This window comes from Janthinobacterium sp. EB271-G4-7A, assembly GCF_020858075.1.
Lineage (GTDB): Bacteria > Pseudomonadota > Gammaproteobacteria > Burkholderiales > Burkholderiaceae_D > Janthinobacterium > Janthinobacterium lividum.
In genome coordinates, this window is the sequence record NZ_JACYMI010000001.1 from 3,077,312 (window position 1) to 3,103,242 (window position 25,931).

Genomic DNA, 25,931 nt, shown 5'->3' on the forward strand with positions numbered 1-25,931 from the left:
CTTTTGCTGGCCACCAGCGGCAGCAAACGCGTGCGCCTGATGCAGGCGGCGCGCGCGCAACTGCGCCTGCCGCCCGCACAGGTGCTGGAATGGCGCGACTGGCTGGCGCGGCCGGCGCTGCTGGAGGAAGCCCTGCGCCAGCCCCGCCTGTTCAAGATCGAGCCGCCCGGCGACGATCCGGCCGCCCACCTGCGGTTGCTGCATGACGGTTGCCGGCGGCTGGGCCGGCCGCCGGTCGATGCGCCCGCGCATGGCGAGCTGCTGGCGATGGATGCCTGGTTTGCGGGCTTTGCCTCTGCCATGGCCTCGCTGGCGGCGCAACTGGCCGAGCTGCCGCAGGCGCGCGTCTTCAATGCACCGGCCGATATCACCCTCATGACGGACAAGCTGGCTTGCCAGCGCCATTTGGCCGCGCACGGCATCGCCATTCCCGCCCTGCTCGGCCCCGTGCACGACTATGACCATCTCCAGTCGCTGCTGCACGAACACCAGCTTGACCGCGTGTACCTGAAACCGCGCTACGGTTCGTCCGCGTCGGGCGTCGTTGCCTACCGCAGGAACAGAGCTGGCCGCCAGCAAGCCACCACCTCTGCAACCTTATCGCGGGCGGACGGCCAGATACGCTTGTTCAACGTCAAGCGCATGGCCCGCTACGAGACGCAGCACGACATCGCCGCCCTCGTCGACGCGCTGGCCGCGCAACAGCTGTATGCGGAGGCATGGCTGAACAAGCCGCGCTGCGGCGACAGCCACTACGACCTGAGAGTCGTGACCCTGGCGGGCCAGCCCGCGCACCGGGTGGCGCGCATCGGCGACCGGATGATGACGAATCTGCACCTCGACAACCGGCGCGGCGACGCGGCCGGCCTGTTGAACGCGGCCGACCTGGCGGCGCTGGAAGCGGCCAGCGCCCTGGCCGCGCGCGCCTTCCCCGAGAGCCACGTGACGGGCTACGACCTCGTGGTGCGCCAGGGCCAGGCTCATGTGCTCGAAGCGAATGCCTTCGGCGACCTGCTGCCAGGCCTGCTGTGGCAAGGCGCGGACACTTACAAAGCGCAACTGACACATGTTTAAAGACACACCAGCCATCCCCGACATGCGCGCCGTCGTGGGCAGCCACGACATCGTCTTCATCACGCTCGACACCCTGCGCTTTGACGTGGCGCAAGCGCTGCATGAAGCGGGCGAACTGCCCGTGCTGGGACGTTTTTTACCACCTGGCGGCTGGGAACGGCGCCACTCGCCCGCCACGTTCACGTATGCGGCGCACCAGGCCTTTTTTGCCGGCTTTTTGCCCACGCCAGCGGCACCGGGCCGCCATCCGCGCCTGTTCGCCAGCGCTTTTGCCGGCAGCGAAACCACTTCGCCGCACACGTTTGCGTTCGAGGAAGCGGACCTTCCCGCCGCCCTGGCCGCGCGCGGCTACCGCACGATCTGCATCGGCGGCGTGGGTTTTTTCAATAAACAGACGGCGCTAGGCACGGTGCTGCCGTCGCTGTTCCAGGAAAGCCACTGGAGCGCCGGCATGGGCGTGGCCAGCCGCCATTCGACGCAAAAGCAGGTGGCCCTGGCCATAGCCCGCCTGGCCGCCAGCGACGAGCGCACTTTTTTGTTCATCAATGTGGCCGCCCTGCACACGCCGAACCGCGCCTACCTGCCCGGCTGCCGTGCCGACTGCCTGGAAAGCCATGCGGCGGCCCTGCGCTATGTGGATGGCGCGCTGGCGCCCCTGTTTACCGCGTGCGCCGCGCGCGCGCCCACGTTTGCCATCGTCTGTTCGGACCATGGCAGCGCGTATGGCGAAGACGGCTACCGGGGCCACAGGGTCGCCCACGACAGCGTGTGGCAGGTACCGTACGCGCACTTTTTTATCGTCCCCGAGACCGATACCGATACACCTCCCAAGGAATCCCCACCGTGAACCCAGCCGAACAACCTGGCACCCTGGCGCAGCGCATGCGCCACACGCCCTACCAGGCGTATTCATATTCGTATCCGCACAAGGCAGCCTATCGCACCTTGCCACAGGCGGCGCCGCTTGCGCCCCTGTGGGCGCGGCAAGACCGCTCCGCCCTCTTCGCCTACATCCACATCCCGTTTTGCGAGATGCGCTGCGGCTTTTGCAACCTGTTCGCCATGGCACGCCCCGGTGCAGACATGGTCGAGCGCTACGTGCAGCAAGTGCTGGTGCAGATGCGCGCCCTGGCCGGCGCGCTGGGCGAACGGCGCTTTGCCCGCTTCGCGCTGGGCGGCGGGACCCCTACCTATCTGTCGCCGGCGCAGCTGGACACCTTGCTGTGCGGCGCGCGCGACATCCTCGGCATCGACCTGCAGCACACGCCGGCCGGCATCGAGGCGTCGCCGGAAACCATCACGACCGAGCGCCTGGCCGTGTGCCGCGCGCACGGCATTGACCGGGTCAGCCTGGGCATCCAGAGCTTTGCCGCCGGCGAGATGCGCGCGCTGGCGCGCCCCCAGCAAAACGCCACCGTGCACCACGCCATCGGCCTGATACGCGCGGCCGGCTTTCCCACGCTGAACCTGGATCTGATCTACGGCATCGCCGGGCAAACCGTGGCCAGCCTGCTCGCGTCCATCGACAGCGCGCTGGCCTTCCAGCCGGAAGAAATCTACCTGTATCCGCTGTACGTGCGCGAACAGACGGGCCTTGGCAAGATCGCGCGGCGCAAAGGCGCCGATACGCTGAACCCCATCATGCTGGCCCGCGACGGCGACAGCCGCCTGGCCCTGTACGCGGCCGCGCGCGACCATTTGCGCGCCCAGGGCTATGAGCAGGTATCGATGCGCATGTTCCGCGCCCCGCATGCACCGGAACAGAACGGTCCCTCGTACTGCTGCCAGAACGATGGCATGGTGGGGCTGGGCGCGGGCGCCCGCTCCTACACGGCCAGCCTCCATTATTCGAGCGAATACGCGGTGGCGCGCACGCAGACCATCGGCATCATCGAACAATACCTGGCGCTGGACGAAGCGCGCTTCGCGCAGGCCGAACACGGTTACCAGCTCGATGACGAAGAACAGCGCCGCCGCTACGTGATCCAGTCGCTGCTGACGGAACCAGGCCTGGACCGCGACGCCTACACGGCGCGCTTCGGCAGCCGCTGCGAAGCAGACCTGCCGCAGCTGGCAGAACTGCACGCGCTGGAACTGGTGGAAGAGAGCGGCCCCCTGCTGCGCCTGAACGACCGGGGCTACAGCTACGCCGACACCATCGGCCCGTGGCTGGCATCCGATACGGTGCGCGCGCTGATGGCGCAAGAGGGCCAGGCGTGCTGACACCGCCGCCGGGCACGTTGTCCCTGCTGTACCGGGGTACTCTGGCGAGCTGCAACTACGCCTGCGGCTACTGCCCGTTTGCCAAGAAGCGCGACAGCCGCGCCACCTTGGCACGCGATGCGCGCGAAGTGGCGCGTTTTACCAGCTGGGTGGCGGCACAAAAGCGGGACATCGGCATCCTGTTTACGCCGTGGGGCGAAGCCCTGGTGCGGCGCCACTACCGCGCAGCCATGCAGACGCTGGCGGCTTTACCCCACGTGCGCCAGGTGGCGCTGCAGACGAATCTGTCCGGCCCCCTGAACTGGCTGCAAGGGATGGACGGGCTGGAAAAAATCGGCCTGTGGTGCACCTACCACCCGGACCAGACGACACTGGCCCGTTTTCTCGAACGCTGCGCGCGCCTGGACACGATGGGCGTGCGCTATTCCGTCGGCGTCGTGGCGATGAACGAGCACCTGGACGCCATCCGCGCCCTGCGCGCGGCTCTGCCCAAGCACGTCTACCTGTGGCTGAACGCGTATGACCGGCGTGGCCCCCACTACTACAGCGAGGAAGACCTGGCCTGGCTAGACGCCGTCGACCCGTGGTTCGCGCACAACCGCCGCCCCTCTTCCTCGCGCGGCAAACCGTGCCTGGCGGGCGAAACGTCGCTATCCGTCGATGGCGACGGCGAACTGGCGCGCTGCCACTTCGTGCCGGAGCGGCTGGGGAATTTATATGAGGATGACCTGGCGGACATGCTGCAAGAAAAATCCTGCCCGCGCTTCAAGTGCGATTGCTATATCGGCTATGCGCAGCGCAAGGATTTGCCGTTCCAGGCCGTGTTTGGGGAGGGGGTACTGGCGAGGATTACGGAGGCAGGTCAGAGTAGGTCGGATTAGCGGCGGCAGGCCGCGTAATCCGACACATTGTTGGCGCTGGTGGTGTCGGATTACGCCCTGCGGGCTAATCCGACCTACCGCTACCGACTTACTGCGCCGCCACCTTGGCCGGCTCCGCCACCACTGGCGTCATCTTCAGCGAACGGCTGAGGAAGCCCCAGCGATCCGCCACTTCTTCGATCTGCTTGGTCGTCGGCTTGCCGGCGCCATGGCCCGCCTTGCTGTCGATGCGGATCAGCACAGGCGCCGCGCCGCCTTGCGCTGCCTGGGCAGCGGCAGCGAACTTGAAGCTGTGGGCAGGCACGACGCGGTCGTCATGGTCGGCCGTCGTGATCATGGTGGCTGGATAGCAGCCGCCCGCCTTCAGGTTGTGCAGCGGCGAGTATTTCACCAGCGCCTTGAACTGCTCGGCATCGTCCGACGAACCGTAGTCAGGCACCCAGCCCCAGCCCACGGTGAACTTATGGAAGCGCAACATGTCGAGCACACCCACTTGCGGAATCGCCGCGGCGAACAGGTCGGGACGCTGCGTCATGGCTGCGCCCACCAGCAGGCCGCCATTGCTGCCGCCGCCGATCGCCAGCTTGGATGGCGAGGTGACCTTGTTGTCCACCAGCCATTGCGCGGCGCCGATAAAATCGTCGAACACGTTTTGCTTGTTCAGCTTGGTGCCAGCCTGGTGCCAGGCTTCGCCGTATTCGCCGCCGCCACGCAGGTTGGCCATCACGTAGACGCCGCCCATTTCCACCCAGGCAAGATTCGCCACGGAGAAGCTCGGTGTCAGTGAAATATTGAAGCCGCCATAGCCGTACAGATAGGTCGGGTTCGTGCCGTCCAGTTTCATGCCTTTTTTCGAGACGATGAACATCGGCACCTTGGTGCCGTCGCGGCTGGTGAAGAATTGCTGGCGCGTTTCAAAGGCGTTCGGGTCGAAATCGACCTTCGGCTGGCGATACACCGTGCTCTTGCCCGATTTCATGTCGTAGCGGTAGATGGTCGCTGGCGTCGTGAAGCTGGTAAACGAGTAGAACGTTTCCGTATCGCCACGCTTGCCCGCAAAGCCGCCCGCCGAACCGATGCCCGGCAGGGCCACTTCGCGCACCAGCTTGCCATTCAGGTCGACGATCTTGATCTGCGTTTGCGCATCTTTCAAGTAATCGAGCACCAGCTGGTTGTTGATCAGGTTGACGGCCACCAGGGTTTCCGCGCTTTGCGGCACGATTTCCTTCCAGTCGGAGGGCAGCGGTTTACGCGTATCGATGGCGATCACGCGCGATTTTGGCGCCTTGTTGTCCGTCTTGAAGAAGAATACGGGGCCGTCATTGTCGATGAAGGAGTACGACGCGTCGAACGCTTCCAGCAAGCCGACGACCTTGGCGTTCTTCTGGCGCAAGTCCTTGTAGAAGATGCGGTTCTTGCGTTCCGTGCCTTGCGTGGCCGTGATGATCAGGTAATTGCCGTCGTCGCTGACGGTGCTGCCGCCAAACGCCCATTCCTTCTGGTCGGGACGGTCGAAGACCAGCACGTCGTCGCTTTGCGGCGTGCCGATCTTGTGGAAATACAATTTCTGGAAGTAATTGATATCGGCCAGCTTGGTTGCTTCGTTCGGCGCGTCATAGCGGCTGTAGAAGAAACCGGTGTTGTCCTTGGTCCACGAAGCGCCGGAGAACTTGGCCCACTTGATGTGGTCCGTCAAATCCTTGCCCGATTCGATGTCGCGCACTTTCCACTCATTCCAGTCGGAACCGGAAGCGGACGTGGCATACGCCAAATACTTGCCGTTCGGGCTGATCGAGGTGCCGGCCAGCGCCACCGTGCCATCCGTGGACAGGGTATTCGGATCGAGCAGCAGACGGGGCTCGTCCGTCAGTTTTTTTACCGTGTACAGCACGGCCTGGTTCTGCAAGCCGTCATTGCGGCTGTAGAAGTAACGGCCGCCCTGCTTCGTTGGCGTAGAGAAACGCTCATAGTTCCACAGCGTGGTCAGGCGCTGCTTGATCGCGGCGCGCTCCGGGATGGTGCCCAGGTACGACTGCGTCAGCTTGTTTTGCGCCGTCACCCACTCGCCCGTTTCCGCGCTGTTGGCGTCTTCCAGCCAGCGGTACGGATCGGCGATGGTGGTGCCGAAATAGCTGTCTTGCTGGTCGACTTTTTTGCTGACAGGATACGTCACGGCAGCGCCGTCGCCGGCCGGGCACGATGGCATCGCGGCGCTTTGCGCCAGGGCATTACCACCGAAGGCGGCCATCAAGCTGAATATGAGGGTTGCACTACGTAATTGCATGGGTTGTCGTCTCATTGTTGGATGTCGGGGAAAGCATACCGCTCAAGCACGGCTGCCTATGTTGACTTTCGCCAAGAGAAATCATAGCGCGGATTGCCACTTTTAAAGCACAGTTATCGGATGGATTTGCCGTCTTTTGTTTGGGCAATTTACATGAATGACCATGATAAATCTGGCTTTCGCCGGAATCGGCAAACTGACGTTCATGCAAGAAACATTATCAAAAACAAAGTCGTTTCATCAAGTTGTCATAAATCTTCTTTACTATCGGCAACATGTTCATGGCCCGTCCAGAGGCCGTGCCGCCACATCCGCCTATGCACACTCTCGCCCTCCCTGCCACCACCGCCGCGCCGCCCGGCCCGACGCCATCGAATGTGGCTTACCTGAAGCCGCCATCGGCCACCATGAGCATCGAAGGGACGGATGCCTTGCACGAGATCCTGGCAGGCCGCAAGCTCAACGCGCTGTTCCAGCCCATCATCCACATGCACAGCGGCGACATCATCGGCTACGAAGGCTTGATACGGGGACCGTCCGACAGCCCCCTGCACGCGCCGATGAATCTGTTCAAGGTGGCGCGCGCGCATGACCTGACCCTGGAAGTGGAGCACCTGTGCCGGCAAGTGGTGCTCGAGCGCTTTGCCGAACTGCAGCTGCCGGGCAAGCTGTTTCTCAATGTCAGCCCCGAATGCCTGCTGCTGCGCAATGCCCGCCATGGCGAAACCCTGGAATACATCGAGCATATCGGCATCAATCCGGACCGTGTCATCATCGAGCTGACGGAAAACCAGCCCACCTACGATTACGAACTGATGCGCGAAGCGGTACTACATTACCGCAACATGGGTTTCCAGATCGCTATCGACGACCTGGGCGAAGGCTTTTCCAGCCTGCGCCTGTGGTCCGAACTGCGCCCGGAATACGTGAAAATCGACATGCATTTCATCCAGGGCATCAATAATGACCCCGTGAAACTGCAATTCGTGCGCTCGATCCAGGAAATCGCGGAGAAATCGGGCACGCTGGTGATCGCCGAAGGCATCGAAGCGCAGACGGAATTGCTGGTCTTGCGCGACCTGGGCGTGGCGTTCGGACAAGGCTATCACCTGGGCCGGCCCAATGCGGTGCCGGCACGGGCCCTGCCGGCGGAAGTGGTGCAGGCGCTGGGGCGCAATGGCGTGGCCGTGTATCCGCAGCGCAGCAGCCTGGAAAAGAATGGCGCCAGCATCCGCAAGCTGCTGCACCGGGTGATCGCCGTTTCGCCTGAGAAAAACAATAACGAGGTGTACGACATCTTCCTGAAGGACCCGAAGCTGATGATCATTCCCGTCGTCGACGACGGCGTGCCGCTGGGCTTGATCAGCCGCTTCGAAATGATCGACCACTTCGCCCGCCCCTACCAGCGTGAACTGTATGGCAAGAAATCATGCAGCCTGTTCATGGATGCCACGCCCCTGATCGCCGACCACGAGACGAGCTTGCAGGAACTCAGCTACACCATGGTGCAGTCGGATGCCCACCACCTGTTCAACGGCTTCATCATTACCGAACACGGCCGCTACCTGGGCATGGGCACGGGACACGACCTGATGCGCGAAATCACGCAGATGCAGATCAACGCGGCCCGCTATGCCAACCCGCTGACGCAACTGCCCGGCAACGTGCCCATCAACGAGCATATCGACCGCTTATTGCACAGCGGTAGCCGCTTCTGGGTCTGCTATTGCGACCTCGACCACTTCAAGCCCTTCAACGATGTGTACGGCTACCGCAAGGGCGACGACGTGATCCAGCTGACGGGAGAAATCCTCAGCAGCCATTGCGACCCGAACCGCGACTTCATCGGCCACATCGGCGGCGACGATTTCATGATTTTGTTCCAGAGCGAAGACTGGGAAACGCGCTGCCAGGCCATGCTGGACGACTTCGCGGCCGCCATCCTCGCCTACTACAGCACCAGCGATTGCGAACGGGGCGGCTACATCAGCGAAGACCGGCAAGGCAAGAAAGTGTTTTACTCATTGATCAGCCTATCGCTGGGCGTCATCAAGGTGGAGGCGCACCAGTACTACACGCACCATCAGATCGCCACGCAAGCGGCCGAAGCAAAGAAGCAGGCAAAGAAAATCCACGGCAACAGCCTGTTCCTGGACCGGCGGCAAGGTGGGGGCGTGGCGCGCATGGATGCGTAGCCAGGGCCAAGAATCAGAAGCTGAACGGGAATCGGAGACGCATGATCAAATACGCACGAGGTCGCCAAACGCATTGCTGCCGCAGGCATCGGGCACGAATGCCAGGCTGATGTGCGCGCCATCGCGGCGCGCCTGCACGCGGTAGCTGCCCACGGGCGCGTCCACGAAGAGGCCGCCGTATACCGTGTCCGGTTCAAGGCCGCCACCCGTGACATCCTCCCCGGCACCGATGAAGACGCGGCCCGAGACGACAGCCAGATGCACTTCCACATGCGGTTTGGCAAGTTCGGCGTGCAAGACAAGTTCATACGCGCCGTCGCCGCCCACGTTGAAAAATGCCACCTGCCCCGCATTCACGGCCGCCAATTCCGCACTGGGAAGGCTCCACCAGTCGCAGTCCTCTTCCAGCTTGTGACGCAAGAGCGCCGGGTCGAACACGCACACGGTCGCCGTGCCGGTCACAATGCTGACGGCGGGGCCTGCCGTCATGCGGCCAGCGGCGCCGGCCCCAGCAAGGGCTGGCTCTCCACATACTGCGCACTGGCTTGCGCCTGCCACGGAAAATGGCCATCGCGCGACGGCCAGACGATCTGGTACAGCGTAAAATCATCGCCCTGGTAATACCAGCGCGCATAGCCGACATAGTTGCGGTATTGCTCTACGGGCACGCGCACGAAGGCGCACTGATGGCCTTCCAGCAAGACATCCGTGGTAGCCGTGAAATCCGTGATGGCGCCGCTGCGCGCGGCGTCCAGCGCCACATCGAGTATCTGGTGGGCCATGGCGCGCGGCAAGCCCATGATGAGGAACTCGGGCTGGCCGAAACTGTGGCAAGCACCTATCGTGAAGGCATAGCCGGGACCTTCTTCATCCGCACCGATATGCACGCCATGCCAGCCGTGCGTGGCGATGTCGTCGATGACTTTTTGCTCGGATGCATCCTCGCCTGCCTGCCTTACCATGGTTCACCTTTCACTGTGCCAAAAACCTTGCCGCCTTCGCGACATGCTTACCGGCAATTATCGCATGCAGCACGCGTCCGCGCGCGCACGGTGCCTGTGCTTCAGTCGCGCGGAGGCCGCGCAGGGAAGCGCACCTGGTGCCATTGCCGCATGCGCTGCTGCGCCTCTTGCAGCTGGGCCGGCTCCAGCCTGGCGCCAGCCGCCTCCCTGGCCCTGGCAGCCCCGCTGTCGCCGCCCTCGGCCGCCAGTGCCAGCCACATGTAGCCACAGACGGGATCCTTCTCCACGCCGCGCCCGCTGTTATACATGCCGCCCAGGTTGTATTGCGCCAGAGCATGGCCCTGGCCGGCCGCGCGCGCATACCATTGCACGGCCAGGCCATCGTCTTGCGGCACGCCATGGCCGTTCGCATACATGACGCCCAGGTTGTTCTGCGCGCTCGCATCGCCCTGCTCGGCGGCCGTGCGATACCAGCGCACGGCGCACGCCTCGTCGCGCTCCACACCCTGGCCATTGGCATACATCACGCCCAGGTTGAACTGCGCATTCGACGCGCCCTGGTCCGCCGCCCTGGCGTACCAGTCCAGTGCCTGGCGCAAGTCGCGGCCCACGCCGCGTCCGCCCGCAAACATGCCACCCAGATTGTATTGCGCCATGCAATGGCCTTGCATGGCGGCACGCCGGTACCAGACGACGGCACGCGCCTCGTCCTTGTCCACGCCCTGGCCGCGCGCCAGCATCAGGCCCAGGTTGAACTGGGCGTCGGCGTCGTCCTGCTCGGCCGCCCGCTGCAACCAGGCATACGCGCGCAGCTGGTCGGGCGCCACCCCCAGGCCTTCCGCATACGCCACGCCGAGTTGCCGCTGCGCCACCGCCAGGCCCTGGGCAGCGGCCTGGCGGAACCAGGCCAGCGCCTGCGCATCGCTCTGCACCACGCCCTGGCCCCGCTTGTAGACGAGCCCCAGGTTCAGCTGCGCCTGCGCATCGCCCTGCAAGGCGGCCTTGCGGAACCAGGCCAGGGCCAGCGCATCGTTCTTTTTCGCCCCCAGCCCCTGCGCATAGGCTTCGCCCAGCAGCGATTGCGCGCTGGCCACACCCTGTTCGGAGGCGCGGTAAAACCACGCCAGGGCCAGCTCGTCGCTCTGCAGCACGCCCCGTCCCTTGCGGTACATCTGCCCCAGGTTTTGCTGGGCCGAGGCATCGCCCTGGGCGGCCGCGCGGCGAAACCACAGCACGGCGTCCTCGTCGCTCTGCGCCACGCCGCGGCCGTGGTAATACAGGGCGCCCAGGTGGTTCTGCGCGAAGGCCAGCCCTTGCAACGCGGCCAGGCGTAGCCAGACAAAGGCGCGCGCATCGTCCTGCGCCACGCCTTCGCCCTTCTTGTACATCAATCCCAGGTTGAACTGGGCGTAGGCATTGCCCTGCTCGGCCGCCGTGCGGAACCAGATATACGCCTGATGGCTATCTCTGGCAGTATGGTGCTTGTCCATGTGCGCCCCCATCCACATTGCGCTTGCCGGCAGCACGCGCAAAACGGCGGCCCAGGGCGGCGAAATCGTGTGTTGCTTAAATTTTAAATTCGATGCGGGGGAAGGACTTGAGCAGGCTCAAACGAAATAACAAAATTATATCGTTTTGATGAGCCTGCTTAGAGGGGAATGGCGCTCAGCGGCGCGACGGGTGCTTTTGCAGGAATTGCGGTACTTTCGCGGCGGCCAGCTTGTTCAGCGACACCAGCAAGTCCGCGTCGACATCGGCGATGCCATAGCTGCTGCGCAAATGGCGGCCGATATGGATCAGCACTTGCGCCGCCACTTCCGCATCGGACTCGGCCCTGTGGGCGGCGCTCTTGAAGGCGATGCCCAACTGGCTGGACAACAAGCCCAGCTTGTAGCTGGCCATGCCGGGAAACACGCGGCGCGACAGTTTCAGGGAACACACGAGCGACTGGTGCGCCGGTGTCAGGTTCAGCCTGGCGCTTTCCGCGCGCAGGAATTTCTCATCGAAGCTGGCATTGTGCGCCGACAAGGCATCGCTGCCAATAAAATCCAGCAGCTGCGGCACCACCTCGGCCACGGGCGGCGCCTTGTCCACCATCGCCTGCGTGATGCCCGTCAAGCCCGTGATGAACGAGGGAATGCGCGCATTGCAGTTGATCAGGGTTACATAGCGGTCCGTGATCCGCCCGCCCTCGATGCGAAGCGCCGCCACTTCCGTGACGCGGTCGCCCATGTCGGGAGATAAACCGGTCGTCTCGAAGTCGATCATGACGATCGGTTTGTCAAACACATTCATGGGGCGCTCTTTCGTGGGTGCAACAGTGGGGGTATCGATAAAATGCGCAGGGCAAGGCGCCGCGTCGCAGACAGTACACTAGTACGGCAAGACGCGGCAACGCCGCCATGCACATTTTATCAGCCGAACTTGCGCACGGCGTCCAGCGCCAATCCCGCGCCAATACTGCCGAACAGATCGCCCTCGACCTTGCGCGCGGCCGGCACCAGGGCGGCGATCTTTTCACGCAGCAAGCGCACGCCGCTGGAGCCGCCCGTGAAGAACACGGTATCGACGGCTTCCGGCGCCACGCCCGCGTCGCGCAGCAGACGCAGCACGGTTTCTTCCACGGAACCGCACAGGTGGCCGATGGCTTCGTCGAATTGCGTGCGTTTGAGCAACAGGCTTTGCGCGGGCGACAAGCGGTCCAGCTCCAGCTGCACTTCGGCCGCGTCGGACAGGGCAATCTTGCCCTCTTCTACTTTCATGGCCAGCCAGTGGCCGGCGCGCTCGTCGATCAGCTTTTGCAAACGGCCCATCTTGTCTTGCTCACGCGCATCGCGGCACACGTCGGCCAGCTGCACCCAGATCTTCTTGGTGTACGCCAGGTTGATCGTGTGCCAGGTCGCCAGGTTGAAATAATAGCTGGAAGGTACTTCGCTATTGTTATGCAGGCGGCTGCCGTAGCCGAGCAAGGGCATGACGGATGACAGGCTCAGGTATTTATCGAAGTCCGTGCCACCGATGTGCACGCCGCCGGTGGCGAGGATGTCGTCGCGCCGCTCGGTCTTTTTCGCCCGTTCCGGCGACAGCCGCACCAGCGAAAAGTCGGAGGTACCGCCGCCGATGTCGGCGATCAGCACCAGCTCTTCCTTGTCGATTTGCGACTCGTAGTCGAACGCGGCGGCAATCGGCTCGAACTGGAACGCGACGTCCTTGAAGCCGACGGAGCGGGCCACTTCGGCCAGCGTGTCTTGCGCCAGCTGGTCGGCTTGCGCATTGTCGTCGATAAAGAAGACGGGACGGCCGAACACGGCGGACGAGAATTCGCGGCCGGCGGACTGCTCGGCGCGGCGTTTCACTTCGCCAATGAATTGCGCCAGTAACATGCGAAATGGCAAGGCGCGGCCACCCACTTCCGTCTGGCCATCGATGAGGCTGGTACCCAGCAAGCTTTTCAGCGAGCGCATCAAGCGCCCCTCGTAACCGGCCAGATAGCCGGCCAGCGCCGCGCGGCCAAAACTGACTTCCTCGTCTTCCGCATTGAAGAAGACGACGGACGGTAAGGTCGTCTTGCCATCTTCCAGGCCGAGCATGGTGCTCTGCCCGGGACGTGCCCAGCCTACCGTGGAATTTGACGTGCCGAAATCGACGCCGCAAGCATTGGCCATGTCGACCCTTCCCTGAATAAAGGGGCGTTATGTTATCAGAAGGCAGGCCATTGCACCAGCAAAACCCGTTCGACGGGGTCAACAGCATAAACTTGCTTTGCATCAAGTAGCGGCCGCGCGCAAAAGCTACTCTTGAGAAATTAATGCCGAGCAACTCGGCCAGCTCCCGGAGACCCATCGTGCCCCTCGCCCGCCTGCGCCACCTGCCCGCTGCCTTGCTGGCGGCCTTCCTCGTTTCCCTGGCCGGCTGCGGCGGCGGTTCCGCCGATACCCAGGCCGGCGCCGGCTGCGCGCTGCACAGCACGGCAGGCTGCGGCGGCAGCCCGCCGCCCACCGTGCCGCCCGTGAAGCCGCCAGTCACCCCGCCCGTGACGCCACCCGTGATTCCGCCCATCACGCCACCCGAGCCGGCCAGCCTGGCCAGCGCCGTCAACCTGGTCTTTTCCAGCACGGAACTGGCCTCGGCGGGATTGGCCGGCAGCGAAGTGGCCGTCACGGCCCTCGTCAAGGATGGCGCCAACCTGGCCTTGCCAAACGCAAAGATTTCTTTTGCCGCCGATTCCGGCATCCTCGGCAACGTCGACGCCGTAACGGACAAGAACGGCCAGGCGCGCGCCTTGCTGGGGACCGGCGGCGCCAACAGCAACCGCAGCATCACCGTGACGGCGCATGTCGGCACGCGCAGCGGCAAGGGCACGGTGGCCGTCACGGGCAGCAGCGTGGAAGTGCTGGGGCCGGCCGCCCTGATGCTGGGCCAGGGCGCCGACCTCACCGTCACCGTACGCGACTCGGCGCGCAAGCCCGTGGCCGGCGCCGCCATCGCCTACAGCACGGGCGCCGGCAACGGCGTGCGCGTCAAGGATGGCGGCGCGGCGCTCAGCAATGCGCAAGGCCAGCTGGTGCTGCGCCTGACGGCGGGCAGCCTGGGCAAGGATGCCGTGTCCGTCAGCGCACTGGGCGCCGCCACCACGCAGGCATATGCCGTGGCCGGCAGCGACTTGCGCCTGAGTCCGGCCGTGGGCCAGGACGCCAGCGGTGCGGACGTGCTGCCCGAGATCGCCACCCTGGCGTGCCAGCCCATCGACGCGCGCTATGACAGGGCGGGCGTGGCGCAAGCGGGCAGCGCCAGCCTGGCGACCTCGCGCGGCAGCCTGTTTGCGGACAGCGCATGCAGCCAGGCCTTGCCTGCCAGCCTGATTTTCAGCAATGGCAACTTGCCGCGCAGCTACGTGCAATCGGCCAACGCGGGCGTGGCCACCATCACGGCCGCCGTGGCAGGCGGGCCCACGGCGCAGACGCGGCTGGAATTCATCGCGCCATTGAGTCCTGCCAGCAAGCTGGCCGTGCAAGCGGACCCGGCCGTGCTGCGGGCCAATCCCGGCAATGGCGTGCCCGCCGACAACGTCAGCACAAGTATCAGCACAATCAGCGCCGTCGTGCGCGATGGCGCCGTCAACAACCTGGTCAAGAACGCGCCTGTGCTGTTCAGTATCTTGAGCGACCCCAGCGGCGGCTATCTACGGCAGGCGGGCCGGGTGCTGACGGGCAGCGACGGCCTGGCGCGCGCCGTGTATGTGGCGGGGCCGGCAGACAGCGGCCGCGACGGCGTGTTGATCCAGGCCCGCATCGAGGGTGCGCCGCAGGCGGCGGCCACGGCCCTCGTGCGCCTGACGGTGGCCCGGCAAGCGCTGTCGATCAAGCTGGGCACGGGCAGCCTGCTGCGCGAGCATTCGGCCAGCGTGCTGCAGAAGGACTTTGCCGTATTCGTGTCCGACAGCGCCGGCAATGCCGTGCCCGGCGTCGCCATCACGGCCGCCGCCTGGCCCAGCCGCTACGCCAAGGGATCTTACGTGTGGCAGGCGGACAAGCCCGAATTCCCCGACACGGGCATCTGGCGCCTGGCCCTGCCCCTCTACAGCTGCGCCAACGAAGACGTCTTGCGCAACGGCATATTTGACGCCGCCTACGACCGCAACGGCAATGGCGTGCTCGATCCGGGCATCCCCCTGACCGTCAGCGCCAGCGGCTTGAGCGACGCGCTGGGCATGGCCACCGTCACCGTCAGCTATCCGCGCAACTACGGTTCCTGGGTGGACGTCGTCCTGACTGTGCGGGGCACCGTCAGCGGCACGGAAGCGAGCGCCACGGCGGAATGGCCATTGCCTACCCTGGCCAGCGATTTCAGCGCCCGCCGCGTGGATCCGCCGGGACGCCTCAGCCCCTATGGCAGCGGGCCGTGCGACAGCAGCGATTGAGAGGCTGCCCGAGCACTTGCCATTCAGTCATATTTTTTTGCAACATGAACAATAAGCGTGAATAAGCATGCAGTCTTGCCATAAGGCAATCTTTTGCGCTATGCTCATTCTGCCCGCCCAGGCCGCCACAAGCGGCCGGGCCTGCAGGAATACTTTGAGACAGGTTGCTTGCCAGACCAATATGCGAAAAAAGAATACTGTAGCCCGGACACCCATCACCACCACCCGCGCCATACCCGGCGCCGGACGACGCGTGACCTCGTATGACGTGGCCCTGCTGGCCGGCGTGTCGCAATCGGCCGTGTCACGCTGCTTCAAGCCGGGCGCCAGCATCTCGCCCGCCACCCATGCCAAGGTCATGCAGGCGGCCATCACCCTCGACTACATCCCGAACGCGGCCGCGCGCAGCCTGATCACGCGCCGCTCGAACCTGGTGGCCGTCATCATTTCCAACCTGGCCAATCTGTACTATCCGCAAGTGTTGTCCGACCTGAGCCAGCAAATCGCCCGCCTGGGCAAGCGTCTCTTATTGTTTACCCTGGAGCGCGAAGCAGACATCGGCAAGGTCTTGTGCGATGTGTGGCAATACCAGGTCGACGGCGCTGTCGTGGCCACCTGCCTGTCGGACGAGCAGATGGCTGAATTCGGCCGGCGCGACGTGCCGCTGGTGCTGTTCAACCGCAGCCCGCGCGAGCACGCCGTGCACGCCGTACTGTGCGACCAGGCCGAAGCGGCGCGCCTGCTCGTCTCGCGCCTGGCCGAAGCGGGCCACCGCCAGTTTGCCATCATCGACGGCCCCGGCGACTCGGCCGTCGCGCAGGAACGCAAGGCTGGCATGCTGGACCGGCTGCTGACCCTGGGCTTGCCCGCGCCCATCGTCGTCAGCGGCAACTACGACTATGCCAGCGGCGGACGCGGCTTGCGCAAGGTCATCGACCGCCTGGGCCGCGTGCCGGATGCCGTCATTTGCGGCAACGACATCATGGCCATCGGTTGCCTGGACACGGCGCGCCACCAGATGGGTATCCAGGTGCCGCTGCAGATGTCGGTGGCCGGCTTCGATGCGCTGGAAGCGTCCGGCTGGCTCAGCTACGACATCACCACCCTGCGCCAGCCCGTGCAAAAGATGGCCACCGATGCCGTCGCCATGCTGGGTGAACTGATGGAGCGGCGCGGCGGCATCGCCGAGCGGAGACGGTATTGCTCGTATCTGGTCGAGGGGAGTACGGCGCGGCTGACTGCTGAGCAGCCCCACTTCGGCATGATGGCCGCCGCCTGAAAACAAAAAAACCCCGCATCGCTGCGAGGTTTTTTGTTGCCGCATCGGTTGATCAGCCGAAGATCTTGCCCTTGAGCATATTCAAGCCCTGGCTGACGAGGTCATTGCCTTCCGGCACCTGACCATCGGGCGTCAGCTTGTCGATCAGCTGGGGCAGCAAGGCTGCCAGGCCGCCCGAGGCCGCGTCCGGTGCGACGCCCGCTTTTTCAGCGATCTGGGTGATGGTGTCGCTGCCGAGCGCATCCTTGATCTGTTCGCCGGAGACGGGCGCATTGGCGCCGGTGCCGATCCAGCTGGCCACCTGGTCGCCCAGGCCGCTTTCCTGGAACTTCTGCAGCAGGCCGGGCAAGCCGCCATGCTGGTTGACCAGGTCCATCACGCTGGCCATCAATCCCGATGGGGCTTCCCCGTCAGCACTTTTATTGCCCAAAGCGCTCATCGCCTGTCCTGCAAGTTGGTCTAGCAAACTCATCGTATTCTCCTGAACGCTATCGATTAGTGCCGCGTGACTGCGGCGTCGGTATGGCGCAGACCATTCTCCGCCACGGAAATCATTATACTATGAATAATAACAGTGACATAATTACAATCCCAAGGCGAACGCACAGACGGCCTCACTGTCGAGGCGCCCACCTCCATCATATTTAGTTCGGCACAACTTGCAAGCGTAAATTGATCGTGCGCAAAAACGTGTAGAATTAATTTTCCTACTTACTGAGGAGTATCAACATATGAACATCAATAAAGCGGTAGACAAGGCTTACGAAAAAAAGACGTTCAAGGAAATCGCTGATGCCCCCGTCGACGCGCTGCAAGGCGTGAGCGAGAAGGATGCGGAGCTGCTCAAGCAGGCATTCAATATCAAGACCGTGCGCGATCTGGCGAACCTGAAATACTCGAAATGGGCGCGCGCCATCGTCACCCTGGCCGATACGGAAGAATAGACCGGGCCATGCTTTTGGCATCCCCGTCAGCACAGCCCGCCCGAATCGGCGGGCTTTTTCATTCCAGACAGCCAGCGGCTGGCAAGGCGATAGCCGCCGGGAGGCGCCCTTGGCAACGCCGCTGACCCTGCCCGGCATCTGCTGGCCCCTGCAAGCGAGCACAGGCCATCTTGCCGTCACCACATCCCACATCACGGGCCACTTTCGCGCCGGTGCGGGGCTGGACGCCATCGTCCTGTGCGATCTGCTGCCCGCTGGAAAATTTCGCAACGGCGCGGCGCGCCACTGGTGCCGCACGCACCAGTGCTACTGGGGCACGCAAGCCGATCTGGTCGGCTGGCAAGCAACACAGCCCATGCGTTGCCGCCAGCACGCCAGCCCCATGGGCTATGTGCTGTATCCGGAATTGTTCGACCCCACGCAATTTCACGCCAGCATCCTGCGCCTGGGCAATGATGGCCTGCTGCAACTGCGCGCCCGGGCCAATGACGGCGGCGCCCTGCTTGCGCGCGACGCGGCCGCGCTGGCCATCGACTGCCGCGCCCTGCCCGGCCTGTTTCCTCCCGACATAGTGCAACTGAATATCACGCCGCCCGCCGCGCAGGCGTTCGCCGCCGCGCTGCAGGCTGGCGTGCCGCTCGCTTGCAGCGACTGCGCCCGCTGCAGCCACCCGCACCTGGACCTGGGCGACTTCGCGCTGGCACCGCACCGTCGCCACAGTTGCGGCCATTGCGGCCACGACGCCTCGCACAGCGCCACGGCCATCGTCTCGACACCGCTGTGGCGGCTGCGCGAATACGCCGCCCGCCTGCCTGGGCGCGGCATGCAATGCTTCTGAAGGTGCGCCCGCCCACAGTCGGGCAAGGCACTGCCGGGTAGACTGGTTCCATTACCATCACGAGGACGGTCCCATGCCAACAGCGCAACACCAGGATGAAAATGACCAGCCAGGCGATGCAGGTGACTTGTCCGACCTGCTCAGCGAATTGCGCATCCTCTTGCCGGGCGCGCAGATGCTGACGGCCTTCCTCATCATCCTGCCCTTCAACGGCGGCTTCGCGAAGATCGTGCAGGCGGAAAAAATCGTCTTCCTGCTGACGTTTTTCCTGTCCATGACCAGCCTGGTACTGCTCAGCGCGCCAGCCATCCAGCACCGCGTGATGCGCCCCCTGCAAGACCGCGAGCGTTTCAAGCGCGTGGCCGACCGCATCATGATGTGCGGCGCCTTTTCCCTGGCGCTGGCGTTTATCTTAGGCACCAACCTGGTGATGTCGGAAGTGTTCGGCCACGTCGCCGGCATCATCGCCTGCGTGCTGATGGGAGCGCTCATCATTTGCATGTGGTGGTGGTTGCCTTTGCACTTGAAACACGCGAGGAAAATCTAGGCGGCTACGCTCGCCTGCTGCAGCAAGGTTTCCCGGAAAATCCCCACCAGCGGACGCAAATTGACCTTGTGCCAGGCCAGCCACAGGGGCGTGCGGTAGCTGAACCACGGCAATTCCCTTACGACGACGCCGGCCGGCGCGTGCTGGCGCAGGCTGTGCTGGATCATGGCCATGCCCAGCCCGGCCGCCACCAGGCCCAGCGCCGTCAGCGGCTCTGTTGCTTCCATGCGGATATCGGGCGTAAAACCGGCGCGCGCGCAGGCGGCGATGAAATTATCGTGTTTCAGCACGCTTTCCTTGTGCAGCACGGCAATCCATTCCTCGCCTGCCAGATCGTCCGGGGTCAGCTCGGCCTTGTGCGCCAGCGGGTGCGTTTCCGGCAAGGCCAGCAGCATGGGGTCGCTCAGCACTTGCGCGCAATCGAGGTCCGGGTCGTTCGGCAGCGGCGGCTCGCACAGCAGCGCGATATCGAGGCTGCGCTGGCGCAAGCCTTCGATCTGCTCGGCCGAATGCAGGTTGTACAGGGCGATGTGCACTTGCGGCCGCGTGGCTCGCAAGGCGCGCAAGCCGTCCGGCAACACGCCCGCATGCATGGCGTTTTCGATGTAGCCTATGCACAGGCCACCCTCGTCGCCGCGTCCCAGCCGTTTCGCCAGTGCTTCCAGGCGGTTCCCGTGGGTGATAAACGCGCGCGCTTCGGCCAGGAAGGTATGGCCGTCGCGCGTCAGGCGGATGCGCTGGGCGCTGCGCTCGAATAGGGTCAGGCCCAGCCTGTCTTCGAGCTGGGCGATTTGCCGGCTCAGCGGCGACTGGGAAATATGCAGGCGCTCGGCGGCCCGTCCCACGTGTTCTTCCTCGGCGACGGCGATGAAGTATTGCAATTGGCGTATGTCCAGCACGTCAGACCTTTCAGGACTCAAGTTACGCCAATTATGTCTTGGACAGGCTTAACTTGTCCAGCTATTCTGTCTTCACTGATCCACACATTGAAGGAAAACATCATGACAATCAAACACTTACTGACAGGCAAACTGGGTTTCGGCACGGCGCCGCTGGGCAATATGTTCCGCAACATTCCGGAACAGGAAGCGCTGGCGACCGTCGACGCGGCGTGGGAATCGGGCATCCGCTACTTCGACACGGCCCCGTTCTACGGCGCCGGCCTGGCCGAGCTGCGCCTGGGTGCCGCCCTGAAGCAGCGCCGCCGCGACGATTACGTGCTCAGCACCAAGGTCGGCCGGCTGATCCTCGATGAACTGGAAGACCCCGCCGCCCGCGAACTGGGCGAAAAAGGCGGCCTGTTCGAATTTGGCCGCAAGAACAAGATTGTCGATGACTACTCGGCCGACGCCACCCTGCGTTCGATCGAAGACAGTTTGAAACGCCTGGATACGGACCACCTCGATATCGTCTGGGTCCACGACATCGCCCAGGATTTTCATGGCGACAACTGGCTGGCGCAATTCGAGATTGCCCGCACGGGCGCCTTCCGCGTGCTGACCCGCTTGCGCGAAGAAGGCGTCATCAAGGCCTGGGGCGTGGGCGTGAACAAGGTGGAACCGCTGGAACTGACCCTGGACCTGGCCGAAGCCCAGCCGGACGCCTTCCTGCTGGCCGGCCGCTACACCCTGCTCGACCATGAACGGGCGCTGCAACGGCTGATGCCGGCCGCGGCAAAACAGAACGTCGACATCGTCGTGGGCGGCCCCTACAGTTCAGGCATCCTGGCTGGTGGCGCGCACTTCGAATACCAGAAAGCCTCGCCCGAGATCATTGCCAAAGTCGAACGCATCAAGTCCATTGCCGCACGCCACGGCGTCAGCGTGAAGGCGGCCGCCCTGCAATTTTCCCTGGCCAATCCGGCCGTGGCCGCCGTGATCCCCGGCGCCAGCCGTCCGGAACGCCTGGCCGAAGACCTGGCAGCCTTGAACAGCGTCATCCCCGCCACATTCTGGCAAGACATGCGCGCCGAGCAGCTGGTGTCGGCTTTCGCGCCCCTGCCCGGTAGCCCTCTCTGATATAGACAAGGAATTCATCATGGCACACACGACTACTTCGATCGACATCGCCGCCACACCGGCACAAGTGTGGCAACTGATCGGCGGCTTCAATTCGCTGCCCGACTGGCTGCCCTATATTCCCAGCAGCACGTTAAGCGACGGGGGCCGCATCCGCCACCTGGCCAACCCGGCCGGCGACGTCATCGTCGAGCGGCTGGAAGCGTACGACAATGCAGCGCGCAGCTACAGCTATTCCATCCTGCAGGCGCCGTTTCCCGCCACCGATTACCTGTCGACCCTGCAAGTGAGCGCGATTGCCGGCAGCGACGGCGCGCGGGTCACCTGGTCGGGCCGCTTCACGCCCGTTGGCGTGAGCGAGCAGGAAGTGACGGAGCTGTTCCACGGCATTTATGTGGCGGGACTGGAAGCGCTGCAGCAATCGTTAGCGAAGTAATACGCAAGGAAGACCATTTCCGCCACAGCCAGGCTTTCTTCGCTCTCCCTGTGGCGGAATCGCGCAGATTCCGTGTTATCGTTAACAACAAGAGCAAACGCTGTTGTGTGCAGTGCAGCAGATTTTAGCCAGCGCCCTGCAGAGCTTGCCCGAATCTCTTACAATGTTGTCTTTGGGCAGCTCTTCTAACCCGAAAATACCGGCCATCCGTCGATTCTGGTGGCGCATTGCCACTTCCGGCTGGGCCACTGCGCGCCCCTCCGCCCTGTCATTCTTTACCCAACTAACAAGAACATGCACGCCTCCGTAGATCCCCTGATTCCGCGCGTCACCGCGCCTTTTGGCGCTGGCTATGCCGACCTGGCCCTGGCCATCGGCGGCCTCGCCATCGGCACGGGCGAATTCGCTTCCATGAGTATCCTGCCCGTGGTGGCCGACGACCTGGGCACGACCTTGCCGCAGATGAGCCACATGATCAGCGCCTACGCGCTGGGCGTGGTCATCGGCGCGCCCCTGATCACGATCTTCCTGGCGCGCATGCCGCGCCGTTTGATGCTGATCTGTCTGATGCTGATGTTCGCTGGCGGCAACTTGCTCAGCGCTATCGCCCCTAACTATGGCTTGCTGGTCGTCGCCCGCTTCGTGGCCGGCATCCCGCACGGCGCGTACTTTGGCGTAGCGGCGCTGGTGGCGGCCGCCCTGGCCGAACCGGACCGGCGTGGCCAGGCCGTGGCCCGCGTCCTGATGGGCTTGACCGTGGCAAATATCTTTGGCGTGCCGCTGGCCACGTATATCGGCCAGACCCTGGGCTGGCGCTCGGCCTTTTTGCTGGTCGCCGCGCTGGGCTTGCTGACCATGCTGATGGTGCGCATCTTCGTGCCCATGGTCGCTGCCGGCGATTCGAGCCCGCGCCGCGAACTGGGCGTCTTCCGCCGCCTGCAAGTGTGGCTGACCCTGCTGATGGTGGCGATCGGCTTCGGCGGCATGTTCGCCGTCTACACGTTTATCACGCCAACCCTGCTGGAAGTGACAAAAGTGTCGCCCCTGGTCATTTCCATCTTGCTGGCCATTATCGGTATCGGCATGACCGTGGGTAATCTGATCGGCGGCTGGCTGGCCGACCGCTCGCGCCTGTGGACCATCTTCGGCGTGCTGCTGTGGAACGTGGCCGCCCTGGCCGCCTTTACCTATACCAGCAGCAATGTCTGGTTGACGGCGATCAACCTGTTCGCCATCGGCGCCGGCATCGCCGTCGCCCCGGCCGTGCAGACGCGCTTGATGGACGTGGCCGGCGACGCGCAAACCGTGGCCGCCGCCCTCAACCATTCCGCCTTCAACATCGCCAACGCGCTGGGCGCCTGGGCCGGCGGCATCGCCATCGCCATGGGCATGGGCCTGCGCTCGACGGGCTGGGTCGGCGCCATGCTGGCCTGCGGCGGCATCGTCGTGCTCGGCATTTCCGTGCTGGTGGAAAATCGCAGCCGCAATGTGAGCGGCGCGCAGCCGGCTTGATGGTGAATGAGCGGCCCCCCTTGCGGGCGCCGCTCATGTGCGAGCATCTAGTCTTCGTTGGCAAACGCCACTGCCGCCTCGCAATGAATCGCCGTGGTATTAAATAGCGGCAAATCGACATCGCCGGGCTTGACCAGCAATGGAATCTCCGTACAGCCCAGAATCACGCCCTGCACGCCTTGCAGCCGCAGTTTCTCGATGATCTCAAGGAAAATGTTCCGGCTGGCGTCGGTAACAATATTCTGCACCAGTTGCTTGTAGATAATGTCGTGCAAGATTTCCTGGTCGGCCTCATCGGGCGTCACGGTCGTGATGCCCAACTTCTCCAGCGCATCGTGATAAAAGCGCCCCGTCATGGTCTGTTTAACGCCCAGCAAGCCGACCTTGCGCACACCCGACTGCTGCACCCGCTTCGCAGTTTCCTCGACGATACTGATAAAAGGCAAGCCGATCCGCGGCACGACGGCCGGCGCGAAGCGGTGCGCGCCATTCGCGCACAGCAGGAAGAAGTCCGCGCCCATGTCTCGCAGGCGCAGCCCTTCGCCGATCAGAAATTGTTCGATGGCATGCGAATCGGGCTGCGCCGCGTGCGCAACGAAATCGGCCTGGTCCATGCTGACCAGCATGATGCGCGCGCTGTGCGCGGGTCCGATGCGCGCCACCAGCATTTCATTGATGAGCCGATAGTATTCCAGGGTCGAGGCCCAGCCGATGCCGCCAAGTAAACCGATAGTCTTGTTTTGCACATTATTCCCAGCGAAAAGAATTGCGCAAATTATACGTTGAGATATATCAATTTATCTGCAGCGATGCAAGCGGACAGGACTGTCAGAAGTGAAGCATATCAACGATGGCGCACCAGTCCCCTTAATGGTCCATGCAGCTCGCGCCAAAGCCTGCACGCCATTGCTTGTAGCCCGTTCCCGCGTTAGCCGCCGCCAGCAAACGCTGTATCGCATGGAAGCCGAACAGGCTGGCGCAGGCGCACAGCGCGGCGTCATCCACCTCATCCTCGTATGCATTAAGAAATAGTTCTGCCAGTAAGCCTTGCAGCGATACATAGCTGCACCACACCTCGTCAATATTTTCCAGGCTGCAGCGCTCGAAGCGGCCATTGGCAGGATTGAAGTAATCGAGCACCATGCCGCATTCCCACAGGGGTACGATGCCACGCCCGGCAATGGGCGAGGATCGCCACGCGCGCGCCGCCTGGCAACGGTAATCCATTGGCGGCGCAACGCTGTCACCATCCAGATGACGCAGCATGGCTTCGCTGAGTCCCAGCGCGCACAGCGATTCCCTATGACTCATCGCCCTGCCCTGATGTGGCGGCAGCGAGCCATCAGACATCCGCCACAATGCCGCCGCACCTTACGCATCTACCCACGCAAACAACGCCTTGTCCGGCGTGGCAGACCGATGCCAGTTCGATTTCAATTCCAGGAGAAATCCGGCCAGGTCGAATGGCTGAACATCGATACCCGCCCATGGCGCCGTTCTGGACCATGCCACGGCAAGCTCCAGCAGATCGTCATCCGCCATCCGGCCGATCGCCTGCGCAATCGCATCATTGAATACATAAATGTCACGCCCCTCGGTCCGCAGGGGCCGCAGCGCATGTTCTGCCGACTGGGTCAGCAATTGCGCCAGTGACGCAAAGTCGAGTTCCCCTGGCAAGGTGATGCCGGTGACGGGAAACGCATTGAAGGCATCCTGCCAGCTGGCACATGCGCGCATCTCGGCCTCGGAACAGACAAAAATATCGATTTTCTTCATGTATTCAATCATGTATCAGCACAGTTGCTTGTTGATGAGTTCAAGCAATTGCGCATGGACGTTTTCCGCCTCCAGCACAATCGCCCGCAAGTCCTCCAGTGCATAGCGTACTTCGTCCTGATGGCCGCCAGGATAGCCGCTCACGTGCACCACTTGCTGCGTGTAAGGCAGGATGGCCCAGCGGCCATGGGCAAAACGGTTCCGCTTGAGGCTGATTGACTTCGCTGCCGCATGCCATGCATGGCATGCCCGCAGAAAATCGGTGCGCTCCTGATGCAATACATCGACGAAGCACAGGAAAAAATCCAGCTTTCCGGCAAAGTGGCAGTTCGACAATGCCGCTTCCGATGCGCCCATCCTGGCGGTGGCAGACATGGCCACAAGATGGAGCGTCAGATTTAATTCGATGCGGGAGAAAACAAATAAAAGCTTGCCCAGGCAACAACTGGCAAACTCTTCCATGTCTTCAGCGTTCAACTCCCCTTCGGGTATCGGCAACAAGGCGACTCTCCTTCCGTTCAGCAGGGCACGCCCTGCCGGTTCGACCTCTCGCGGTCATACCGCCGTTCAAAGGCGCCGACGTCGGCGGCTTCTGCCCACAAGCTTGCAATGTAGTCGAATTCCAGCTCGAATGGCTGCTCGAAATCGGATACGTCTATTGCGTATTCGCAATTGCGGCTCAGCATGACCAGCCAGTCGGGATAGCCTAGCGCCGGATACAAGCGCGTCAGTTTGGCGTCGAGCGACTGCACGCTTTCGCGGCCTGCCAGGTAGGCGGCGCGCAGTTCGACGATGTATTTGCCAGCGAGGAATTCCTCCTCCACGCGCGCGTCGCCACGGTAGCGTCCGATGATGGCCTCGGCCAGCGGCAGCACCTCGTCGCGGCTGCGGGCGCTGGCCAGCAGCACGATATTCAGGTCGTCGCCCTCCTGGTCCAGGCGCAAGCGCTCCACGGCCCAGTCTACGCAGCTGTCGGCATGGCCAAATCCCATGCGCAGCTGGAATACAGCGATTTCAAGTTCTGTCAGTTGTTCCATGTCTT

The 25,931-nt window shown here is 63.5% G+C and carries 26 protein-coding genes; 13 read left to right on the top strand and 13 right to left on the bottom strand.

What is annotated here, in order from left to right; genetic code table 11:
- Positions 1 to 3: 3 nt before the first annotated feature.
- The 4 genes from IGS58_RS13915 to IGS58_RS13930 are packed head-to-tail and all read left to right on the top strand — an operon-like array spanning position 4 to position 4,178.
- Complete coding sequence (locus IGS58_RS13915) at positions 4 to 1,074, top strand: STM4014 family protein (RefSeq protein WP_230521749.1); 1,071 nt, start codon at positions 4 to 6, stop codon at positions 1,072 to 1,074.
- A complete protein-coding gene (locus IGS58_RS13920) occupies positions 1,067 to 1,921 on the top strand; it encodes an STM4013/SEN3800 family hydrolase (protein ID WP_070256178.1) in 855 nt (284 codons plus the stop codon). The genes IGS58_RS13915 and IGS58_RS13920 overlap by 8 nt, the downstream gene beginning before the upstream one ends.
- Positions 1,918 to 3,297, top strand: a complete 1,380-nt coding sequence (locus tag IGS58_RS13925; protein WP_230521750.1) for an STM4012 family radical SAM protein — start codon at positions 1,918 to 1,920, stop codon at positions 3,295 to 3,297. Before IGS58_RS13920 ends, IGS58_RS13925 begins: the two co-directional genes overlap by 4 nt.
- Positions 3,291 to 4,178, top strand: coding sequence for an STM4011 family radical SAM protein (locus IGS58_RS13930; RefSeq protein WP_230521751.1), 888 nt, complete (start codon positions 3,291 to 3,293; stop codon positions 4,176 to 4,178). Before IGS58_RS13925 ends, IGS58_RS13930 begins: the two co-directional genes overlap by 7 nt.
- Positions 4,179 to 4,266: 88 nt before the next feature.
- On the opposite strand, the gene IGS58_RS13935 is transcribed toward IGS58_RS13930, so the two are convergent.
- Entirely contained in the window at positions 4,267 to 6,462 is a 2,196-nt protein-coding gene (locus IGS58_RS13935; protein WP_230521752.1) for a prolyl oligopeptidase family serine peptidase, read from the bottom strand.
- Between the two features lie 407 nt (positions 6,463 to 6,869).
- Between IGS58_RS13935 and IGS58_RS13940 the strand changes: the two genes are divergently transcribed.
- Entirely contained in the window at positions 6,870 to 8,657 is a 1,788-nt protein-coding gene (locus IGS58_RS13940; RefSeq protein ID WP_230522233.1) for a GGDEF domain-containing protein, read from the top strand.
- 45 nt (positions 8,658 to 8,702) lie between these two features.
- Here IGS58_RS13940 and IGS58_RS13945 read toward each other — a convergent pair whose 3' ends face one another.
- The 5 genes from IGS58_RS13945 to IGS58_RS13970 all read right to left on the bottom strand — a co-directional run bounded on the left by IGS58_RS13945 (position 8,703) and on the right by IGS58_RS13970 (position 13,284).
- Entirely contained in the window at positions 8,703 to 9,146 is a 444-nt protein-coding gene (locus IGS58_RS13945) for a DUF6386 family protein (RefSeq protein WP_230521753.1), read from the bottom strand.
- Positions 9,143 to 9,619 (bottom strand): DUF4262 domain-containing protein, encoded by a 477-nt coding sequence (locus tag IGS58_RS13950; RefSeq protein ID WP_034781444.1) that lies wholly within the window; start codon positions 9,617 to 9,619, stop codon positions 9,143 to 9,145. The genes IGS58_RS13945 and IGS58_RS13950 overlap by 4 nt, the downstream gene beginning before the upstream one ends.
- A 101-nt stretch (positions 9,620 to 9,720) precedes the next feature.
- A complete protein-coding gene (locus IGS58_RS13960) occupies positions 9,721 to 11,109 on the bottom strand; it encodes a tetratricopeptide repeat protein (RefSeq protein ID WP_070279859.1) in 1,389 nt (462 codons plus the stop codon).
- A gap of 175 nt (positions 11,110 to 11,284) precedes the next feature.
- Positions 11,285 to 11,914: a 3'-5' exonuclease gene (locus IGS58_RS13965; RefSeq protein ID WP_230521754.1), complete on the bottom strand. Its 630-nt coding sequence runs from the start codon at positions 11,912 to 11,914 to the stop codon at positions 11,285 to 11,287.
- A 119-nt stretch (positions 11,915 to 12,033) separates the two neighbouring features.
- Positions 12,034 to 13,284, bottom strand: coding sequence for an Hsp70 family protein (locus IGS58_RS13970; protein ID WP_034781446.1), 1,251 nt, complete (start codon positions 13,282 to 13,284; stop codon positions 12,034 to 12,036).
- 179 nt (positions 13,285 to 13,463) lie between these two features.
- Between IGS58_RS13970 and IGS58_RS13975 the strand changes: the two genes are divergently transcribed.
- Together IGS58_RS13975 and IGS58_RS13980 are read left to right on the top strand one after the other, a co-directional pair.
- On the top strand, positions 13,464 to 15,539 hold the full coding sequence (locus IGS58_RS13975; RefSeq protein ID WP_230521755.1) for an Ig-like domain-containing protein: 2,076 nt from the start codon (positions 13,464 to 13,466) through the stop codon (positions 15,537 to 15,539).
- A 253-nt stretch (positions 15,540 to 15,792) separates the two neighbouring features.
- Positions 15,793 to 16,818 (top strand): LacI family DNA-binding transcriptional regulator, encoded by a 1,026-nt coding sequence (locus IGS58_RS13980; RefSeq protein WP_230521756.1) that lies wholly within the window; start codon positions 15,793 to 15,795, stop codon positions 16,816 to 16,818.
- A 52-nt stretch (positions 16,819 to 16,870) separates the two neighbouring features.
- Here the strand turns inward: IGS58_RS13980 and IGS58_RS13985 are convergent, their stop codons facing one another.
- Positions 16,871 to 17,257 carry a YidB family protein gene (locus tag IGS58_RS13985; protein ID WP_051991132.1) on the bottom strand — a complete coding sequence of 129 codons (387 nt, stop codon included), beginning with the start codon at positions 17,255 to 17,257 and terminating at the stop codon, positions 16,871 to 16,873.
- 292 nt (positions 17,258 to 17,549) lie between these two features.
- Here IGS58_RS13985 and IGS58_RS13990 point away from each other — a divergent pair, with 292 nt between their 5' ends.
- From IGS58_RS13990 to IGS58_RS14000, 3 genes are all read left to right on the top strand, one after another.
- Positions 17,550 to 17,762 carry a hypothetical protein gene (locus IGS58_RS13990; RefSeq protein ID WP_034751103.1) on the top strand — a complete coding sequence of 71 codons (213 nt, stop codon included), beginning with the start codon at positions 17,550 to 17,552 and terminating at the stop codon, positions 17,760 to 17,762.
- A 109-nt stretch (positions 17,763 to 17,871) separates the two neighbouring features.
- Positions 17,872 to 18,600, top strand: a complete 729-nt coding sequence (locus tag IGS58_RS13995) for a hypothetical protein (RefSeq protein ID WP_230521757.1) — start codon at positions 17,872 to 17,874, stop codon at positions 18,598 to 18,600.
- A gap of 73 nt (positions 18,601 to 18,673) precedes the next feature.
- Positions 18,674 to 19,147, top strand: a complete 474-nt coding sequence (locus IGS58_RS14000) for a DUF6328 family protein (RefSeq protein ID WP_070256198.1) — start codon at positions 18,674 to 18,676, stop codon at positions 19,145 to 19,147.
- Here the strand turns inward: IGS58_RS14000 and IGS58_RS14005 are convergent.
- Positions 19,144 to 20,046 (bottom strand): LysR family transcriptional regulator, encoded by a 903-nt coding sequence (locus tag IGS58_RS14005; RefSeq protein WP_070256201.1) that lies wholly within the window; start codon positions 20,044 to 20,046, stop codon positions 19,144 to 19,146. The two genes, IGS58_RS14000 and IGS58_RS14005, sit on opposite strands and share 4 nt — an antisense overlap.
- 102 nt (positions 20,047 to 20,148) lie before the next feature.
- On the opposite strand from IGS58_RS14005, the gene IGS58_RS14010 reads away from it, so the two are divergent.
- The 3 genes from IGS58_RS14010 to IGS58_RS14020 all read left to right on the top strand — a co-directional run bounded on the left by IGS58_RS14010 (position 20,149) and on the right by IGS58_RS14020 (position 23,113).
- On the top strand, positions 20,149 to 21,165 hold the full coding sequence (locus IGS58_RS14010; RefSeq protein WP_230521758.1) for an aldo/keto reductase: 1,017 nt from the start codon (positions 20,149 to 20,151) through the stop codon (positions 21,163 to 21,165).
- Between the two features lie 19 nt (positions 21,166 to 21,184).
- Positions 21,185 to 21,601: an SRPBCC family protein gene (locus IGS58_RS14015; RefSeq protein ID WP_230521759.1), complete on the top strand. Its 417-nt coding sequence runs from the start codon at positions 21,185 to 21,187 to the stop codon at positions 21,599 to 21,601.
- Positions 21,602 to 21,895: 294 nt separating this feature from the next.
- On the top strand, positions 21,896 to 23,113 hold the full coding sequence (locus IGS58_RS14020) for an MFS transporter (RefSeq protein ID WP_083299622.1): 1,218 nt from the start codon (positions 21,896 to 21,898) through the stop codon (positions 23,111 to 23,113).
- A gap of 47 nt (positions 23,114 to 23,160) precedes the next feature.
- Here IGS58_RS14020 and IGS58_RS14025 read toward each other — a convergent pair whose 3' ends face one another.
- The 5 genes from IGS58_RS14025 to IGS58_RS14045 form a co-directional block, all read right to left on the bottom strand.
- Positions 23,161 to 23,859, bottom strand: coding sequence for an aspartate/glutamate racemase family protein (locus tag IGS58_RS14025; RefSeq protein WP_230521760.1), 699 nt, complete (start codon positions 23,857 to 23,859; stop codon positions 23,161 to 23,163).
- Between the two features lie 121 nt (positions 23,860 to 23,980).
- Positions 23,981 to 24,424 (bottom strand): hypothetical protein, encoded by a 444-nt coding sequence (locus IGS58_RS14030; protein WP_230521761.1) that lies wholly within the window; start codon positions 24,422 to 24,424, stop codon positions 23,981 to 23,983.
- A gap of 60 nt (positions 24,425 to 24,484) precedes the next feature.
- Positions 24,485 to 24,889 carry a hypothetical protein gene (locus IGS58_RS14035; protein ID WP_230521762.1) on the bottom strand — a complete coding sequence of 135 codons (405 nt, stop codon included), beginning with the start codon at positions 24,887 to 24,889 and terminating at the stop codon, positions 24,485 to 24,487.
- 15 nt (positions 24,890 to 24,904) lie between these two features.
- On the bottom strand, positions 24,905 to 25,390 hold the full coding sequence (locus tag IGS58_RS14040; RefSeq protein ID WP_230521763.1) for a hypothetical protein: 486 nt from the start codon (positions 25,388 to 25,390) through the stop codon (positions 24,905 to 24,907).
- A gap of 17 nt (positions 25,391 to 25,407) precedes the next feature.
- Complete coding sequence (locus tag IGS58_RS14045; RefSeq protein ID WP_230521764.1) at positions 25,408 to 25,926, bottom strand: hypothetical protein; 519 nt, start codon at positions 25,924 to 25,926, stop codon at positions 25,408 to 25,410.
- Positions 25,927 to 25,931: the final 5 nt, after the last annotated feature.